This is a genomic window from Campylobacter fetus subsp. fetus (assembly GCF_900475935.1).
Taxonomy (GTDB): Bacteria; Campylobacterota; Campylobacteria; order Campylobacterales; family Campylobacteraceae; genus Campylobacter; species Campylobacter fetus.
Genome location: NZ_LS483431.1, coordinates 587892 through 606147, shown reverse-complemented (window position 1 = coordinate 606147; position 18256 = coordinate 587892). Strand labels below are relative to the sequence as shown.

General features: G+C 36.6%; 8 protein-coding genes, 10 tRNA genes and 3 rRNA genes. 2 read left to right on the top strand and 19 right to left on the bottom strand.

What is annotated here, in order from left to right:
- Positions 1 to 17: 17 nt before the first annotated feature.
- The 15 genes from DQN38_RS03015 to DQN38_RS02945 all read right to left on the bottom strand — a co-directional run bounded on the left by DQN38_RS03015 (position 18) and on the right by DQN38_RS02945 (position 8865).
- Positions 18 to 1175, bottom strand: a complete 1158-nt coding sequence (locus tag DQN38_RS03015) for a GGDEF domain-containing protein (RefSeq protein WP_002849003.1) — start codon at positions 1173 to 1175, stop codon at positions 18 to 20.
- A 120-nt stretch (positions 1176 to 1295) separates the two neighbouring features.
- A tRNA-Glu gene (locus DQN38_RS03010) sits at positions 1296 to 1370 on the bottom strand.
- Between the two features lie 21 nt (positions 1371 to 1391).
- Positions 1392 to 1467, bottom strand: a tRNA-Lys gene (locus tag DQN38_RS03005).
- 37 nt (positions 1468 to 1504) lie between these two features.
- Positions 1505 to 1581 (bottom strand) — tRNA-Asp (locus DQN38_RS03000).
- Positions 1582 to 1592: 11 nt separating this feature from the next.
- A tRNA-Val gene (locus DQN38_RS02995) sits at positions 1593 to 1668 on the bottom strand.
- 11 nt (positions 1669 to 1679) lie between these two features.
- A tRNA-Glu gene (locus DQN38_RS02990) sits at positions 1680 to 1756 on the bottom strand.
- A 19-nt stretch (positions 1757 to 1775) separates the two neighbouring features.
- Positions 1776 to 1851: transfer RNA gene (locus tag DQN38_RS02985), tRNA-Lys, on the bottom strand.
- A gap of 11 nt (positions 1852 to 1862) precedes the next feature.
- Positions 1863 to 1939: transfer RNA gene (locus DQN38_RS02980), tRNA-Asp, on the bottom strand.
- 11 nt (positions 1940 to 1950) lie between these two features.
- A tRNA-Val gene (locus DQN38_RS02975) sits at positions 1951 to 2026 on the bottom strand.
- Positions 2027 to 2040: 14 nt separating this feature from the next.
- Positions 2041 to 2116, bottom strand: a tRNA-Lys gene (locus DQN38_RS02970).
- Between the two features lie 255 nt (positions 2117 to 2371).
- Positions 2372 to 2746 (bottom strand): ComEA family DNA-binding protein, encoded by a 375-nt coding sequence (locus tag DQN38_RS09265; protein ID WP_065844094.1) that lies wholly within the window; start codon positions 2744 to 2746, stop codon positions 2372 to 2374.
- 389 nt (positions 2747 to 3135) lie between these two features.
- Positions 3136 to 3254, bottom strand: a 5S ribosomal RNA gene (gene rrf / locus DQN38_RS02960).
- A gap of 303 nt (positions 3255 to 3557) precedes the next feature.
- A 23S ribosomal RNA gene (locus DQN38_RS02955) occupies positions 3558 to 6588 on the bottom strand.
- A 569-nt stretch (positions 6589 to 7157) separates the two neighbouring features.
- Positions 7158 to 7234: transfer RNA gene (locus DQN38_RS02950), tRNA-Ile, on the bottom strand.
- A 116-nt stretch (positions 7235 to 7350) separates the two neighbouring features.
- Positions 7351 to 8865: ribosomal RNA gene (locus DQN38_RS02945) — 16S ribosomal RNA — on the bottom strand.
- Together the 16S, 23S and 5S rRNA genes with 1 tRNA gene alongside form the textbook arrangement of a ribosomal RNA operon.
- Positions 8866 to 9543: 678 nt before the next feature.
- Here DQN38_RS02945 and DQN38_RS02940 point away from each other — a divergent pair.
- Positions 9544 to 11346, top strand: a complete 1803-nt coding sequence (locus DQN38_RS02940; protein ID WP_065844242.1) for a menaquinone biosynthesis decarboxylase — start codon at positions 9544 to 9546, stop codon at positions 11344 to 11346.
- A gap of 3 nt (positions 11347 to 11349) precedes the next feature.
- Complete coding sequence (murI, locus tag DQN38_RS02935) at positions 11350 to 12111, top strand: glutamate racemase (protein ID WP_002849001.1); 762 nt, start codon at positions 11350 to 11352, stop codon at positions 12109 to 12111.
- 176 nt (positions 12112 to 12287) lie between these two features.
- Here the strand turns inward: murI and yedF are convergent, their stop codons facing one another.
- The 4 genes from yedF to DQN38_RS02915 form a co-directional block, all read right to left on the bottom strand.
- Positions 12288 to 12524 (bottom strand): sulfurtransferase-like selenium metabolism protein YedF, encoded by a 237-nt coding sequence (yedF, locus tag DQN38_RS02930; RefSeq protein WP_002848999.1) that lies wholly within the window; start codon positions 12522 to 12524, stop codon positions 12288 to 12290.
- Complete coding sequence (gene yedE, locus DQN38_RS02925; RefSeq protein ID WP_065844189.1) at positions 12524 to 13741, bottom strand: selenium metabolism membrane protein YedE/FdhT; 1218 nt, start codon at positions 13739 to 13741, stop codon at positions 12524 to 12526. Before yedE ends, yedF begins: the two co-directional genes overlap by 1 nt.
- Before the next feature lie 137 nt (positions 13742 to 13878).
- Positions 13879 to 15696 carry a glutamine--fructose-6-phosphate transaminase (isomerizing) gene (glmS, locus tag DQN38_RS02920; protein ID WP_002848996.1) on the bottom strand — a complete coding sequence of 606 codons (1818 nt, stop codon included), beginning with the start codon at positions 15694 to 15696 and terminating at the stop codon, positions 13879 to 13881.
- Between the two features lie 10 nt (positions 15697 to 15706).
- Positions 15707 to 18226 carry a [protein-PII] uridylyltransferase family protein gene (locus DQN38_RS02915; protein WP_081303775.1) on the bottom strand — a complete coding sequence of 840 codons (2520 nt, stop codon included), beginning with the start codon at positions 18224 to 18226 and terminating at the stop codon, positions 15707 to 15709.
- Positions 18227 to 18256: the final 30 nt, after the last annotated feature.

The following is an 18256-nucleotide window of genomic DNA, read 5'->3' as shown; positions in this document are numbered from 1 at the left end:
AATCCACTAATGCCGTGTTAATACATAAAACAGTTTTTACCCGACTGTTTTGCTTCATATACTTTATCATCGGCAAGTTTTATAAGTTTGCTATAATTTTTTATATCAGGAGACATACAGGCCAATCCGATACTAGCGCTTCCGTTCCACTCACAGTTTTTAGTTTTGACTTTTAAACTGTGTATATCTTTTAGCAGATTATTTGCAACTTGAATAGAGCCTTCTAGCATAGTATTTGGACAAATCACTAAAAACTCATCTCCGCCGAGTCTGCAAACTATATCATCAGTACGAACCGACTCTTTAAGAGTTCTAGCTACTAATCTTAATATATAATCCCCCGCATCATGACCGTAATTATCATTTACTTCTTTAAAATAATCCAAATCTATCATCAAAACAGACAAACCTCTATCGCTATCTAAATTCTCTTTCCATAACAAATCAAGGGTTTTCATAGCGTGGCGTCTATTTGGCATCTCTGTAAGCTGATCTGTCATAGAAAGCTTTTCTAAATTTTCATTTGCTTCGATAAGCTCTTTTGTTCTATCTTGTACTTTATTTTCAAGATCTTTTTTTAACTCAAGTAGTTCATTATTTACTATTACTAAGTCTTTGTTTCGTTTAGACATCATTTCTAAAAGTTTATTTAAAGTTCTTACAAGAGGCTGGATTTCTTCTGCTGAAGCTTTATTTCGTACCATATTATAAGCTTTTTTAGAAGCAATACCGCTTTTCACCATTTCAATCTGTCTAGCCATTTTTTTATCTTGTCCAAGAATGTGAAAAGCAAGCCAATTAATTAAAAAATTTAAAATATATTTAGCCGTTTTATCTAAATTTTCTTGATCATCTTCATCATCACTTTGCAATCCTGCAAATAAAATTCCAACTTCTTCTATAAACAATTTATGATTAAATACATGATCTTTTACAAACTCGGAATTAAGCTTATTTTCCGCCATAAGCTGCTCTTCATCGTGAAAATGGTATTTAGCATAGCCAAAAAGCTCAGTAAATAGCCCTATTAATTCATTTTTGCTCAGATTACTATTTGAAAGTTTTTTACTTAAATTATTTATAAGATTGACTAAATGATGATGTTGATCGTCTATTTTATCTAAGTTTGTTTCGAATTTTTTACTCCAGGCAAATATAGACTTATTATAATCCATTATCAACACTCCTAAATATAGCATAACCAACCATTTTTATATTGTATATAAAATAAATATAAAAATACCTTAAAAAGCATATAAATGAAATATAAAGCATGCAAGGAGTATATAGAAATATGGTGACCCCTACGAGACTCGAACTCGTGTTCCCAACGTGAGAGGCTGGTGTCCTAACCGCTAGACGAAGGGGCCGAATAATAAAAAATAACACAGTGGTGCCCCGTGTAGGGCTCGAACCTACGACCCCATCATTAAGAGTGACATGCTCTACCAACTGAGCTAACGAGGCAACATCATAATGGCGCGTATGCGTCGAAATATAAAAATGGCGCGGCGGACGGGACTCGAACCCGCGACCTCCGGCGTGACAGGCCGATATTCTAACCAGCTGAACTACCGCCGCAACCTAAATAATGGTGGTCGCTATAAGACTCGAACTTATGACATCCACCTTGTAAGGGTGGCGCTCTACCAACTGAGCTAAGCGACCAAAAAAATAAATGGCGACCCTTGTAAGATTTGAACTCACGTTTTTGCACAGAGAGTGCAACGTCCTGGGCCAACTAGACGAAAGGGTCTAAACCCTACTTAAAAAAGTGGTGTCCCGCGTTGGATTCGAACCAACGGCCACCTCCTTAAAAGGGAGATGCTCTACCTACTGAGCTAGCGAGACAAACAGTAAAATGGCGCGGCGGACGGGACTCGAACCCGCGACCTCCGGCGTGACAGGCCGATATTCTAACCAGCTGAACTACCGCCGCAACCTAAATAATGGTGGTCGCTATAAGACTCGAACTTATGACATCCACCTTGTAAGGGTGGCGCTCTACCAACTGAGCTAAGCGACCAAAAAAATAATAAATGGTGTCCCGCGTTGGATTCGAACCAACGGCCACCTCCTTAAAAGGGAGATGCTCTACCTACTGAGCTAGCGAGACAATATAAATATTTTTGATGTGAAATCTTTAATCAAAGAAAATAACAACACTTCAAAAAGGAAGTGAAATTATACAAAAATTAACTTTGTTTGTCAAGTAAAAATCATATATTTTAGTGATTTATAGCATATAAAATTGTAAAATAGCTATATTTTGAAACATTATCATCCCTTTTTTAAACTCTACTCAACTCCGCATTTAAAAAATAAAGCAGTAAATTTAATAGTTAATATAGCTGTAATTATTAGTTACTTATTACAGTTCTTCACTATTTTTTTCGGATTTAGTTTTGCTTTTAGTTTTATTAGTATTTTTTACTTTATCTTTATTTGATATTTTACTTTTTTTATCTTTTATATTAGCTTTTGATTTAATACTATTAATATCTGTATTACCTGTAGTTGCAAGATCGGCTTTTATAACATTAAATCTCTTATTGCTTATACCTTTAATGTTTTTTATCTCATCTATGCTTTTAAATTCAGTATGTTTTCTATACTCTATTATAGCATTAGCATTAATTTCTCCTATACCAGGAAGCGCCATAAGCTCCTCTTTAGTAGCAGTATTTAAATTTACTGCACAATAAGCCAAACTAGCAAGTAAAACTATTAAACTAAATAACCTCATAATAAACTCCTTAAATATAATATATTTCATTATAAGCTAGCAACCTAAAAAGCAAACTTAAATGTAATGCAAATATGATAAAAATATATATAAAGAGTATAATGGTAACACTACCTAATAATTTAATAAAATTTATCTATATAAATATATGATATAATATAAAATAATAAACTAACTATATTAAATTTAATTATAAAGATCTTATCAACCCGACAACAATTAGCCAAATTCATAAATATTTATATTGATTAAACTAATATCTGTTATTTGTCAATCATAAAACATTAGAAATAAGCTTTTAATTGATAAAACTTTTAATGAGAATAGATAGTTTGATTAATAATAAGTAGTTGATTGATTTAAATAATAAGAATTAAGCATAAACACAAAGCCCGCAGCGACCTACTTTTCCACATCCCAGTAAGAGAGAGTATCATCGGCCATGAAAAGCTTAGCTTCTTGGTTCGAGATGGAGCAAGGCGTTTCCTATTCACGTATAGCCACGGGCAGTGTTAAATAAAAGAATAAAAAATAGTTTAGCTATTCTCTTATTTAACACTGTTTGTTAAATAATCGTTAAAAGTCTTTTCGGTTTTAACTAGAGTAAAACTATTTTCTTTGCAAGGATCGTTTTAAGTTCTAAGATTAATTGAACTTTTTGCTAACTGTTTTTTTCGCTAGGCAAGGCAGATAAGTAAAAACAAAGGAGCGAACATAAAGTTCGTGACCGAAGTTTGAAACGTAATCTAACGTCGCATAGTAGAAAAAAGACAAAGCAAATTTATCCTTAACAAGGAAGTGATGCTTATATAAAGATAAGCAAACGAGCTATTAGTACTGGTCAGCTAAAGGACTTTCATCCATTACACACCCAGCCTATCAAACTAGTAGTCTACTAGAGCTCTTAAAAGAAGATTCATCTTGGAGTTGGCTTCGAGCTTAGATGCTTTCAGCTCTTATCTCATCCTAGCTTAGCTACCCAGCGATGCTCTTGGCAGAACAACTGGTACACCAGTGGCTAGTTCGACCCGGTCCTCTCGTACTAGGGTCAACTCTCCTCAATCTTCTTACGCCCACGGCAGATAGGGACCGAACTGTCTCACGACGTTCTGAACCCAGCTCGCGTACCGCTTTAAATGGCGAACAGCCATACCCTTGGGACCTGCTCCAGCCCCAGGATGCGATGAGCCGACATCGAGGTGCCAAACCTCCCCGTCGATGTGAGCTCTTGGGGGAGATCAGCCTGTTATCCCCGGGGTACCTTTTATCCTTTGAGCGATGGCCCTTCCACACAGAACCACCGGATCACTAAGACCGACTTTCGTCTCTGCTTGACGTGTATGTCTTGCAGTTAAGCTGGCTTATGCCTTTATACTCTACGAACGATTTCCAACCGTTCTGAGCCAACCTTTGTAAGCCTCCGTTACATTTTGGGAGGCGACCGCCCCAGTCAAACTACCCACCAGACATTGTCCTACCTAAGGATAACTTAGGCTAGTTAGCTACTCGAATAAAGAAGAGTGGTATCTCAACAATGGCTCACCATAAACCAGGGTCTATGGATCAAAGCCTCCCACCTATCCTGCGCATCTTTATCCAAATAGCAGTGTCAAGCTGTAGTAAAGGTCCACGGGGTCTTTCCGTCTTGCCGCGGGTAGGAGGAATTTTCACCTCCACTACAATTTCACTGGATCCCTCTTTGAGACAGCTCCCATCTCGTTACGCCATTCATGCAGGTCGGTATTTAACCGACAAGGAATTTCGCTACCTTAGGACCGTTATAGTTACGGCCGCCGTTTACTCGGGCTTCGATCAAATGCTTCGCATAGCTAACATCATCAATTAACCTTCGAGCACCGGGCAGGCGTCACACCCTATACATCCACTTACGTGTTAGCAGAGTGCTGTGTTTATGGTAAACAGTCGGGAGGGACTCTTTGTTGTAACCTTCTTTGCTTTGGGAGTGAATCTTAATACAAAGTTAGGCACACCTTATACCGAAGATACGGTGCTATTTTGCAGAGTTCCTTAAAGAGAGTTCTTCCACGCGCCTTAGAATACTCATCCCACCCACCTGTGTCGGTTTACGGTACGGGCAATTATTACTAAACTTAGAAACTTTTCTTGGCTCGATAGTATCATGGATTCTCAATCTACTCCGAAGAGCGTCATGAGCCTTTTAGGTCTCGGATAAAGAGTTACGGATTTGCCTATAACTCAACCTACACCCTTAGACTAGCACTTCCATCCGCTAGCTCCACTAACTTTAAGCGTCCTTCCATCGCACATAATAATTGGTATTGGAATATTAACCAATTTTCCATCGCATACCCCTTTCGGACTTTGCTTAGGACCCGACTAACCCTACGATGACGAGCATCGCGTAGGAAACCTTGGGTTTTCGGCGTTGATGATTCTCACATCAATTATCGCTACTCATGCCTGCATGCTCACTTCTATCCGCTCCAGCACTCCTTACCGGTATACCTTCAACGCTGAATAGAACGCTCTCCTACCACTTGCACTTAATTCTAATTACTTCTAATTATTTTAGCTAAACTATTTTCTCATAATTTAATTTATATGAGTGCAATTAAATTATGAGAAATATAACTTAAAAGCTCATAGCCAAATTTATAATTAGAATTAAGTGCAAGTCTAAAGCTTCGGTACTCATTTTAGCCCCGTTATATTTTCCGCGCAGAATCACTAGACCAGTGAGCTATTACGCTTTCTTTAAAGGATGGCTGCTTCTAAGCCAACCTCCTGGTTGTTTCAGTAACTCCACATCGTTTTCCACTTAAATGAGATTTAGGGACCTTAGCTGTTAGTCTGGGTTGTTCCCCTCTTGACGACGGATTTTATCACTCGCCGCCTGACTGCTGTGATTACGTTATAAGTATTCGGAGTTTGATAGGGTTTGGTACATTGGTATATGCCCTAGCCCATTCAGTGCTCTACCCCTTATAATTACGACACAACGCTATACCTAAATATATTTCGGAGAGAACCAGCTATCACGATGTTTGATTGGCCTTTCACCCCTATCCACAAGTCATCAGGAGCCTTTTCAACGGCCGTCTGTTCGGTCCTCCGCTGGCTCTTACACCAGTTTCAACCTGCTCATGGATAGATCACATCGTTTCGGGTCTGCAGCATCTGACTATACGCCCTATTAAGACTCGCTTTCGCTACGGCTCCGGGTTTCCTTAACCTCGCCAGACACCACAACTCGCAGGCTCATTATGCAAAAGGCAGTCCATCACACGTCATAAAGAATCGTGCTCTGAATGATTGTAAGCAAATGGTTTCAGGTTCTATTTCACTCTGATCACCTCAGTTCTTTTCACCTTTCCCTCACGGTACTTGTGCACTATCGGTCTAGTAGTAGTATTTAGGGTTGGAGAGTGGTCTCCCCAGCTTCAGACAGGATTTCACGTGTCCCGCCCTACTCAGGATACTGCTAAGTATAAACGCACTTTCATATACGGGACTATCACCCTCTATGGTCAACCTTTCCAGGTTATTCTATTAGTTTGTTTAAGTCTATGTTGCAGTCCTACAACCCCGTTAGTAAACTAACGGTTTGCCCTCTTACGCGTTCGCTCGCCGCTACTAGCGTAATCTCTTTTGATTTCTTTTCCTGTTGGTACTAAGATGTTTCAATTCCCAACGTTAGCTCCGCATTGCGGTAGTATATATCACTATATACTGGGTTGCCCCATTCAGAAATTCCCGGATCAAAGCCCCTTGACGGCTCCCCGAGACTTATCGCAGCCTGGCACGTCTTTCATCGCCTCTACTAGCCAAGGCATCCACCATTTGCTCTTAGTAGCTTACCTTTTTTAGTCTTCTCGCAAGAGCAAAGCTCTTGTTCCGATGGGAAGTGCAAGCACTCCCCCAACCGCCTAAAATACAACACAATAAAATATTGTGTTCATTTGCCTTAAAGACAAACTTAAATACTAAATTTGGTATTTCGGAATTGAGAAGTTTTTATATTTTTGTTTAGATTATTATTCTAATTTGCATCACTTCCTTGTTAAAGATAAAACAGATATATAAGATAATAAATTATTAAATTTAAAAGCTTAAATATTATGTTTGTTTTACAATATTTAAATATAGATTTATAAGACGGAAAGCATTAACTACTATTAAGTAAGTTTTAAAAGCTCAATAGCTTGTGATGTTAAATTTAATAATTAATCTATTGTAGTTATTGGGATAACAGATTTGGTGATTAATTACTTGCTAAAATTAGTCTATATTTAAAGCTTCAACAAGTCCTGTAAAATTGTTTTATTTTATTAAAACTTGATTGTGACTTTTAACAATGATATTTTAAATAACGTTTAGACTAAAGTCTAATTTAAGAACTAAATTTTTAATTCTTAAATTAAATTTTACCTGGTGGGCCTAACAAGACTTGAACTTGTGACCTCACCCTTATCAGGGGTGCACTCTAACCAGCTGAGCTATAGGCCCTAATAATAGAATAAAAATGTAAAACTTGTCAATCCCTCAAACCTAAACAAGTGTGATTGAGCTATCGTATCTTTCTTTTACTAGTAGCTGTGAGACTTACTAGTATTGTACTCTAGAAAGGAGGTGATCCAACCGCAGGTTCTCCTACGGTTACCTTGTTACGACTTCACCCCAGTCGCTGATTCCACTGTGGGCGGTAGCTAGTTTAGCATTCCGACTTCGAGTGAAATCAACTCCCATGGTGTGACGGGCGGTGAGTACAAGACCCGGGAACGTATTCACCGTAGCATGGCTGATCTACGATTACTAGCGATTCCGGCTTCATGGAGTCGAGTTGCAGACTCCAATCCGAACTGGGACATATTTTATAGATTTGCTCCATCTCGCGATATTGCATCTCATTGTATATGCCATTGTAGCACGTGTGTCGCCCTGGGCATAAGGGCCATGATGACTTGACGTCGTCCACACCTTCCTCCTCCTTGCGAAGGCAGTCTATTTAGAGTGCTCAGCCGAACTGTTAGCAACTAAATACGTGGGTTGCGCTCGTTGCGGGACTTAACCCAACATCTCACGACACGAGCTGACGACAGCCGTGCAGCACCTGTCTCAACTTTCTAGCAAGCTAGCACTCTCTTATCTCTAAGAGATTAGTTGGATATCAAGCCCAGGTAAGGTTCTTCGCGTATCTTCGAATTAAACCACATGCTCCACCGCTTGTGCGGGTCCCCGTCTATTCCTTTGAGTTTTAATCTTGCGACCGTACTCCCCAGGCGGTATACTTAATCCGTTAGGTGCATTACTGCCGTGACTAGCACAGCAACAACTAGTATACATCGTTTAGAGCGTGGACTACCAGGGTATCTAATCCTGTTTGCTCCCCACGCTTTCACGCATTAGCGTCAGTTGAGTTCCAGCAGATCGCCTTCGCAATGGGTATTCCTGGTGATCTCTACGGATTTTACCCCTACACCACCAATTCCATCTGCCTCTCCCTCACTCTAGATTATCAGTTTCTCAAGCAGTTTAACAGTTAAGCTGTTAGATTTCACAAAAGACTTGATAATCCGCCTACGCGTCCTTTACGCCCAGTGATTCCGAGTAACGCTTGCACCCTCCGTATTACCGCGGCTGCTGGCACGGAGTTAGCCGGTGCTTATTCGTTAGGTACCGTCATGGTTCTTCCCTAACAAAAGGAGTTTACGCTCCGAAAAGTGTCATCCTCCACGCGGCGTTGCTGCTTCAGGGTTTCCCCCATTGAGCAATATTCCCTACTGCTGCCTCCCGTAGGAGTCTGGACCGTGTCTCAGTTCCAGTGTGACTGATCATCCTCTCAGACCAGTTATGCGTCAAAGCCTTGGTAAGCCATTACCTTACCAACTAGCTGATACAATATAGTCTCATCCTACACCGAAAAACTTTCCCGACTTAACTTATGTTAAGAAGGAGTATGGAGTATTAGCAGTCATTTCTAACTGTTGTCCTCCAGTGTAGGGCAGATTAACTATACATTACTCACCCGTGCGCCACTAAGTATTAAAAGAGCAAGCTCTCTTAATACTCCGTTCGACTTGCATGTATTAGGCACGCCGCCAGCGTTCACTCTGAGCCAGGATCAAACTCTCCATAAAAAAATCTTCTCTAGCAGTTTAGCAAGCTAAACTTAAGAAGTAATACTAAAGACAAAGATTGCAAAAGCAATCTAAATTTAATGTTTTAGCTTAGAGCTAAAACAGATCTTTAGATAATTAATGATTATGAAGTTTTTAATCTAAAAAACTTTTTAATGTTTTTATATATTAATAAGTATAAAGATAATATAATTACTCTATACTAATATAGAACTAACTTTAAAATTAGTTCTGGCTCAATCGATCACTTGTTTAGATTTCAAAGATTGACTATAAAAATAGTTTAACATTTATAAATTTAAAAAACATCGAAAATAAAAAGGATTTCTAACTAGAAGAGTTAAAAGGTCTTTCCCGTTTCGTGAGTTGGAATTATACAAGAGTAGTGCTTAAAGGAGGCTTAAAATTATGAGTAAATTTGAGAGAGATGAAAAAAGTGGGGGGGGGTAAGTAAGTTAATTATATAAAATTTTATTGATAATAGATTTCATTATTAAGAATAATATAAGTATAATTAAAGTAAAATAAAACAATATCAAGCATAAAAAGGAGTTAAAAATGAAAGACTTTAATAAATGGATTGGTATAAAGACCAAATAAATAGATGAACAAGACCATTTTTAAACTAATACAAATCTATTTTTTGCTAATATAATTTAAAATTTCAGGTTAGGATATATGCAAAAATACATTGATTTATTGGATAAAAATGGTCTTTTAAAAATAATAGATAAACCTTGCGATATAGATATTGAGATAGCTCATCTAAGCTATATAGAAGTCAAAAAAGATAATTCAAAAGCTCTACTTTTCACAAATCCTATCGATAAAAACGGAAAAAAATTTGATCCTGTTTTAACAAATATTTTTGGAAGTTTTAAAGCTTTAAATTTAATATTCGGAAAAGATAGTAACGAAATAGCAAATGAGATAGAAAAGCTGCTAAAACCGACAAAACCTTCTACGCTTAAAGAAAAAATAGAGTTTTTTACCTATCTTTTAAGCCTAAAATCAGTATTTCCAAAACATTTAAAAACTAAAGGCATCTCCCAAGAGTGCGAATTTAAAGAACCGAATTTATATGATCTGCCGATACTCAAAACTTGGGAAGAAGACGGCGGAGCGTTTATCACGATGGGGCAAGTTTATACAAAAGATCTAAACTCAAACACGCAAAATTTAGGTATGTACCGCCTGCAAGTACATAGCAAAAACGAGCTTGGAATGCACTGGCAAATTCACAAAGACGCCGCTCATTTTTTTCATGAATACAAAAAAGCAGGTCTTAAAATGCCGGTCAGTGTAGCAATCGGGGGCGATCCGCTCTACATTTGGTGTGGTCAAGCCCCGCTTCCAAAAAATATTTTTGAGCTTATGCTTTATGGGTTCATCAGAAAAACTCCGGCAAAACTAGTTAAATCTCTCACAAACGACATTTTTATCCCGCACGACTCAGACTACGTCATAGAAGGATTTGTAGATACAAATAGACTAAAAAACGAAGGAAAATTCGGAGATCATACAGGATTTTACACACCGGTGGAGCCGTTCCCCGTTATGGAAGTTACGAAAATAACTCATAAAAAAAATCCTATTTTCCACGCAACAGTCGTCGGAAAACCGCCGCTTGAAGATAAATTTATGGGATATGCGACTGAGCGGATATTTTTACCGCTTTTAAAAACTACGGCTCCTGAGCTGGTTGATTATAAAATGCCTGAAAACGGGGTATTTCACAATCTAATTTTAGCTAAATTTAACGCACTTTATCCTGCTCACGCTACGCAGCTTATGCACGCATTTTGGGGAGTCGGGCAGATGAGTTTTGTAAAACACGCCGTTTTTGTACCATCAAGTGCACCTCATCTTGATGACTACGCAAATCTTACAAAATATATTTTAAACCGTTTTTCGCCGCAAAGCATGTTGATAACTAGCGGTGTTTGCGACCAGCTTGACCATGCTAGTCCAAATGCTTGTTTTGGAGGAAAGCTAGGAATTGACGCAAGTGTCGATAACTCATCAAGCGCACCAAATTTAATAAGTGACGACAAACTTCTATATAAATTTAAAAGCGTAAATCAAAATATCTTAGAGCTAAAGCAGTATTTTTTAGACACGAAAAGTCCTATTTGTTTTGTTAAATTTGACAAAGATAGACTCGTAAAACAGGTTTTTGATGAGCTTAAACCTTTTGATGAGCACTTTAAAATACTGATTTTCGTAGATGTTAGCTCAAGGCTTGAAAATCTATACATGCTTGTTTGGAGGATAACAAACAATATCGATGCAAAGCGCGATATTTTTGTACGCAACGAGCTTGTTTGCATAGACGCTACTAGCAAATTTGAGCTCGATGGCTACACTCGCGGCTGGCCAAAAGAGACAAACTGTTCAAAAGAAGTCATAGAAAACCTCATCAAAAAAGGCCTTTTAGAACGCGACGAAGAATTGTTTGAAAAATTTGAGATATTTGGATAGATGATGAAAATAGCGATTTTTGACTCGGGCATCGGCGGCCTTAGTCTTTTAAATGAAGCTTTGAAGCGCTTTAGAGGCGTGGAGTTTATATATTTTGCCGACAACAAAAATGCACCGTATGGCACAAAAAGTAAAGACGAGATAATCCGCCTTTGTTTGAACTGTGTTCAATTCTTGACTAATTTGAGCGTAGATATGATAGTCATAGCGTGTAATACAGCGACTAGTGCTGCTATAACTGAGCTTAGAAGCAGTTTTTCAGTGCCTATAATAGGAATGGAGCCTGCCGTGAAATTAGGAGTAAATGCTGGTGGCGACATACTTGTAGTTGCCACGCCTGCTACCATAAGCGGAAATAAATTATCGGATTTAATCCATAAAGTAAATTTAGAAAGCAAAACGCATCTCTTAGCCTTACCAAAACTTGTAGAATTTGCGCAAAATATGGAATTTGACAGTCTAGAGGTTTTGAAATACTTGAAAGATGAGATATCTAAATTCGATCTATCAAACATCAGTTTACTTGTACTTGGATGTACTCATTTTAACTATTTTAAAGATAGTTTTAGAGCTATTTTACCAAACAAAACCGGCATAATAGACGGCGTAAACGGCACGATAAATCAAATGATACGTAGACTTGGAGGAGTTAGCGAATTCGGAGATAAAAACTCTATAAGATACATATCTTCAACGGAAAATTTGAATGTAAAAAAGATAGAACCTTATCTAAAAAGGCTAGATATAATGAGAGAAATAAACTAAGTTCAGATTGTAAATATGCAAAAAATAATAAATAAACCGGCATAAAGCGATAAAATTGTTAAAAACAAAGCAGCGTTATACTTATACAAATATCTTACCGCGAATTTAAAAACAAAAACCGCACTACTAGATTTAAAAATTTGAGCTAAGACTAGCCCAAATTTGCTCATATCGATCTACGGTTTTCTTATGATAAATCTAAGAGTCGGACCGTCTTGCTCTACTGATAAAACTTCAAAACCGCGATTTTTCGCATCAACAGGGATAGAATTTATCGCCTGCGGACAGTCGCAAAGCACTTCTAAAACCTCACCTCTTTTCATAGTCGGTAACACTTCAAGCGTAGCAACAGCCGGCATAGGACAAGCCTCGCCTTGTATATCAAGAGTATAAGTTATCTCATAATTTTTCATTAGTATCCTCCTTTTGCAAAAAAGCGTTTTTTATAAAAGACGACCAGCAAGAGTGCTACCACAAATAGACTTAAATTTAAGGCCAAACCTCCAAGAGAGCCGAAAGCATCTAGTAAATTTATTTTCGGGCCGTCTTTAAACCAGTCTGGAAAACGGTCGTAATTAAGCGCCAAGATAGCAGTTCCTACAAAATTTGAGATACCTACTATCATAAAATGCATTTGCCCCTCAGTAGCTCTATAAGTCCAGCCGCACTCGCAGCCTCCTGCAAAAACGATACCAAAACCAAACAAAAACGCTCCTATAGCCACCGCCGGACTAAAACTTATAATTTTAGAGTTATAGCCATTTAGCATAAGCACGAAAACGATCAAAGTTGCTATTATCATACCAAAAAATGCACCTTTTGCGGCCGTATCGCGACCGAACAAAAACAGATCTCTAAAACAAGAAGTAAAGCAGACCTGCCCTTTTGAGATGATAAAACCAAAAGCGATGCCAAATATCAAGGCAAGCGGCGAAATACTGGCTTTTACTTTAAGATCGAAGCTCGGTACGTTTATAAAAAGATAAACTAACCAAATAATAGAAAACACAAGTATAGTAACGCCATAAGCAAAATGTCTATTCGCCCTATTTTTGTCATGTTCTATTCCTTTGCCATTTACTCCACATCTCTCCAGCACGACTTTCGGACGAAAAATTTTAAATTTTCCCACTTGCACTGCGCAATAAATTCCTATCACCATAAACACGGCAAATAACCAAGTATGAAGCGAGAAGTACGGAAGTCCTGTGAAAAAATTAGCTAGATTGCATCCAAAAGCAAGTCTTGCGCCAAATCCAGAAAGTAAACCACCAACTATGGCTTGAAATACACGAATACCGCTTACTGGAAGTCTAAATTTAACTTTATTTGCCATAAAAGCAGCAATTGAGGCACCTAAAAACATTCCGATAAGCATAATGCCCTCAAAACGAGTAAGCGGAGTGCCATTTAAATTTTGCATTTTATAGTATGAATAACTTGATAAATCCATACCAAAAAGCTCTAAAAACTCGCCGCCCCAGCGTGTCATCTCACCAGTAACCGCCCAAACACCACCGAAAATGCCGAAATAAACGGCACTCAAAATAGCAAGTGCTATCATAGCCTTGCCGACACCCCAAAAATTTACAATGTATTTTTGTTTAAAAGAGTTAAGAAGATTAAGCATTATAAGCCTTGTAAATTTGTAACGTGTCCAACTGACACCTTTAAAAGGCAAAATTATAATGCTTTAAAGTTTAATATCTAGTTAAATTTAAAAACTAACTTATAGTTTAAATTTACTCAGCTTGCTTTTTAAAACAATTACTCGACAGTAACGCTTTTTGCAAGGTTTCTTGGCATATCAACGTCGTTTCCTAAACGTACTGAAATTTCAAGCGCAAAAAGCTGTAAAACTATCATCATCTCAAAAAACTCGCTCATAGGATGATCGTATAAATTTGTTTGAATAAAATCGTCGCTAAGTTCAAAAGCTTCAGGACTGATAGCTGTTATAAAAGCGTCTCTTGCGGCTAGTTCTTCGACGTTTGATTTAGTCTTTTCATAAAGCAAAGTTTTTGGAAGCAAAGCGATAGTATAGAGTCCAGTATCTGCTAGAGCGATAGGACCGTGTTTCATCTCTCCTGCTGGATAACCCTCCGCGTGAAGATAGCTTATCTCTTTTAGTTTTAAAGCCCCTTCAAGAGCAAGAGGATAAAATATATCTCTACCAATAAAGAAAAATCCATGGCCATGCAAATAGTGTTTTGCTAATCGATAAATTCTCTCTTGCAAACTACTATCGAAATGCACAACACTAGGTATATTTCTAAGCGCTTTTATCTCATTTTGAAGATTGATTGTATCTATACTTTGTCTTAATTTTGCTAGTTTTAAAACCAGCATCCACAAGCAGATGACTTGGGTAGCAAACGCTTTAGTGCTAGCTACTCCTTTTTCTATACCTGCACGAGTCAATATAACTTCACTAGCAAGTCTAACTATGCTTGAATTATCCACATTACAAATAGCCATAGTTTTAAGTCCTGCATTTTTAGCAATTTTAAGGGCTTCTAAACTATCTGCCGTTTCTCCGCTTTGAGATATTACTATAAATAAAGAACTCTTTCGCAAAAGCGGCTCTTTATATCTAAATTCACTTGCGACCTCAACCTTAGCTCTTATCTTTGCTACTCTTTCAAATAGATAACTCGCGCTTAGCGCGGCGTGATAACTAGTACCGCATGCGCACAATACTATCTCGTCTATACCATCGAAAATAGAGTTATCGATATCAAGATTTATATCATCATCACCCACTCTTCCCATCAAACATTCGGTGATGACTTGACTTTGCTCGTAAATTTCTTTTTCCATAAAAAATCTAAAACCGTCTTTTCTGGCATACCCTTTGTCTTTTGGAAGCGGTGCAAAGCTTAAGTTTAACTCGTTTGCTTCTTTATCAAAAAGCTTTATCTCACCTAATTTTGCTACGCCAAAACTGCCATCCTCAAGATACATAGCATCTTTTGCAAGACCGATAAGAGGAGCATCCGAACTTGAAAAATATATTTCATCCCCGTCTTTTGCTATGATAAGAGGTGCTGCATTTTTAGCAAAGAATATCTCTCCGTAAGCTGCTTTTGTGATAAGAAGAGTCGCGTAAGCTCCTCTTAGTCTTGAAATAGTCTTTTTATATGCATCAAACGGAGTTTGAGCAGTTTTGTTGTAGTATTCAAAAAGATGAACGATGACTTCTGTATCTGTTTGGCTTATAAATTTAATACCTAAAGTTTCTAACTCGTCTTTTAGCTCTTTATAATTTTCGATTATACCATTGTGTATGACAAAACTATACTCGCCAATATGCGGATGAGCGTTTATCTCTGTAGGTTTGCCGTGAGTCGCCCATCTAGTGTGACCTATTGCCACGCCAAATTCTTTACTCGTAAAACTTTCCATTTTACTTACCAAATTTTCTAATTTTCCAACTGATTTAAAATAGTTTATATCACTGCAGCAATTTCCGCTCATTATAGCCATTCCTGCGCTATCATAACCTCTATACTCAAGCTCTTTTAAGCCGTTTATAATAATACTTTTTTTCTCTTTATCACCTATGTAACCTACTATTCCACACATAAATTTCCTTTTAATTTTTGGTAGTTATTAAATTTATAATACTACTATACTTTGTTTCTAAATTTTCATTTTTTTGTATCAAAAATAGATTTCTAGTTCTATTTTTTATAGTTTGAATTCTGGCATTAGCCACCTTTATATCAAAAAGTTCAAACACGCCTAAAATATACGCCATAAGCCCTCTTTGGTCTTTTGCATTTATATTCATTTTAGCATAAATTTTTGAATGATTTAGATCAAAATTTACCTCATTTTCTAAAATGAGCGGCTTTTTCGTAAGTGCTTTTTGTTTGTCACATAAAGCACCTATAATGAGAGTTTCCATATTTTTCATTTCGCTATCGCCGGCTTTTTGATTATATTCTAGTTTTATAAAAAATTTGCTATCAAAAAGCTCGAAAATCTCCATATAAGCAAGATCGAGATGAGCTAATTTATTTAAAACCATAGTTGTATTCCAACCTCTTTTGGCAATGATTTTAACACAGAAATTATCTCTATTTTCTATATCAACTGATATATTAGAGCAGTTTTGAGCCCATAAAAATATACGTATTATCTCGCTTGGCGGGTATTTGATAAAAAGTAAATTCGAAGATATAGAAAGAATTATATTTTGCTCGTCTTTAGATAGTTCCAAAAACTCTTTTTGTTTTTTTATAAGATTCTCTTTTTTAACTCTTCTAGCAGCTTCATCAAGTAAATTCTCATCGCTATTATCAAAACTTTTTAACGCTATTTCATAAAGCTCTCTAAGGAGCTTTGCATTATACGAGTTGTAAAATCCATCATTTGTAGCATTACTTATGCAATAAGTAAGTATATAAAGCAGCTTAAGAGCTTGTTTTTCTCCTATATGAGAGATAAAATTTAAGATAACTTGCTGGTTATAGATATCTTCTCTATTTGCGATATTATTCATAATAGTGTGGTTTTTTATTAAATTTACTCCCATATTTATAGCTTTTTGCGGCAGCCCTATCTTGTTTGCATAAGCTCTAAATATATTTGCTCCTATATTTGAATGATCTCCTACTAATCCTTTTCCAGCATCATGCATCAAAGCCACTAGTTTCATCAAGATTTTTCCATCTGCACAAAGATCGCTATGAAGGCTTTTTATAAAACTATCTTTGATATTTTCAAGATGATACAAGGCAAGTAAACTATACTCATCCACGCTATATTTATGATACCCGTCAAGCTGAGCTAGGTGCCTTGTATGTTCCATAGGTTTTAAAAGTAAAAACAGAAGCTCACTATCTAAAAGTGCTTTTAATATACCAAAACTTCTATCTCTATAAAGTAATTTTTTGAATTCTACCAAGGATTTTTCAATGGACTCTTTTTGGATAATTGTACGTTTTAAGTAAAAAATCGCTCCTATATCAAATTTCAAATCAATATCCGGAAGCATCAAAAGATCTCTCACTAAATTTAATATATCTTTTGGTTTTTTATGAATCGGAGCGTAAATAGTATCATTTATATTATAAAATCCGTTTTCAAGTCTTAAAACTCTTTTTTGAGTAAAATTTAAACCGCTATCAAAGAATCTTCTAAAAACAGTTTTAGCAAGATATCTTGAGTAAATATATATAGTATGCATAGACGATAAAGTCTTTACCATAAGCAAAACTTCGGCGCTAAGCATCTTTTTTTCTTTAGTCTGCATAACACTGCTTACTTCAGACAGATACTCGCTTTTAAGCTCATCATCTCCGCCACTTATTTGCAAAGCCGATCTTAGCGAACTGATAAAATCAACGCTTAAATTTAACTCGCTGATCTCTTTTTCACTTATAAATTTAAGCGCGTGCGACTTTGGACTATTTTCATCAACAGAATTTAAAAGCCAAAAAACTCTTTTAAAGTCATAAAATCCACCATAGCCGTTTTTAATATCTGGTTTTTGGCTTAATAATTTAATCTCGTCAAATGGAGTAAGTTTACTTAAATGAAATTTAATAAAATCATCTTTTTTATACTCTTTTAACTCAAAAATTTTATCTTTAGTCATCTTATAAAGCTGCTTTGATGCACATACATAACGCACTTGATAAAACATAGTTTTAAGTTCTAAATCGTCTTTTATAGCATCAAAAAGCTCGTCTATCTCATAATATACCGGATTAATATCTAAATTTATATCTTTAAGAAATTTAATATAACTTTTTACTATATCTTTTACATTGTAGCCAGCTACGTTTTTATAAGATATAAAAAAATCGATATCACTTCTAACGCTCATTTCACTTAAAGCGTAACTTCCAAGCGCTATAACAGATATAGGAAGCTGCTCATCATCGGGAGCAAATTCACCAAAATAGCTGATCTTAGTAGCCTCAAAAGCGCATTTAAAAAATTTATCTATCTCTTTGCTTTGATAAGCACCAAAGCTTCTACCACCTAATTTTATAAACTGCTTTTTAAGGGCTTTTTTGCACTTTAAAACTCCGTCTTTACAGCTAGCAAGTACGCTATCTTCGTCTTTGGATTTTAAAAATTTAATGCTGCTTACTCTACCCATTTTATTCCTTTGCCAAAATTTTATCAAAAA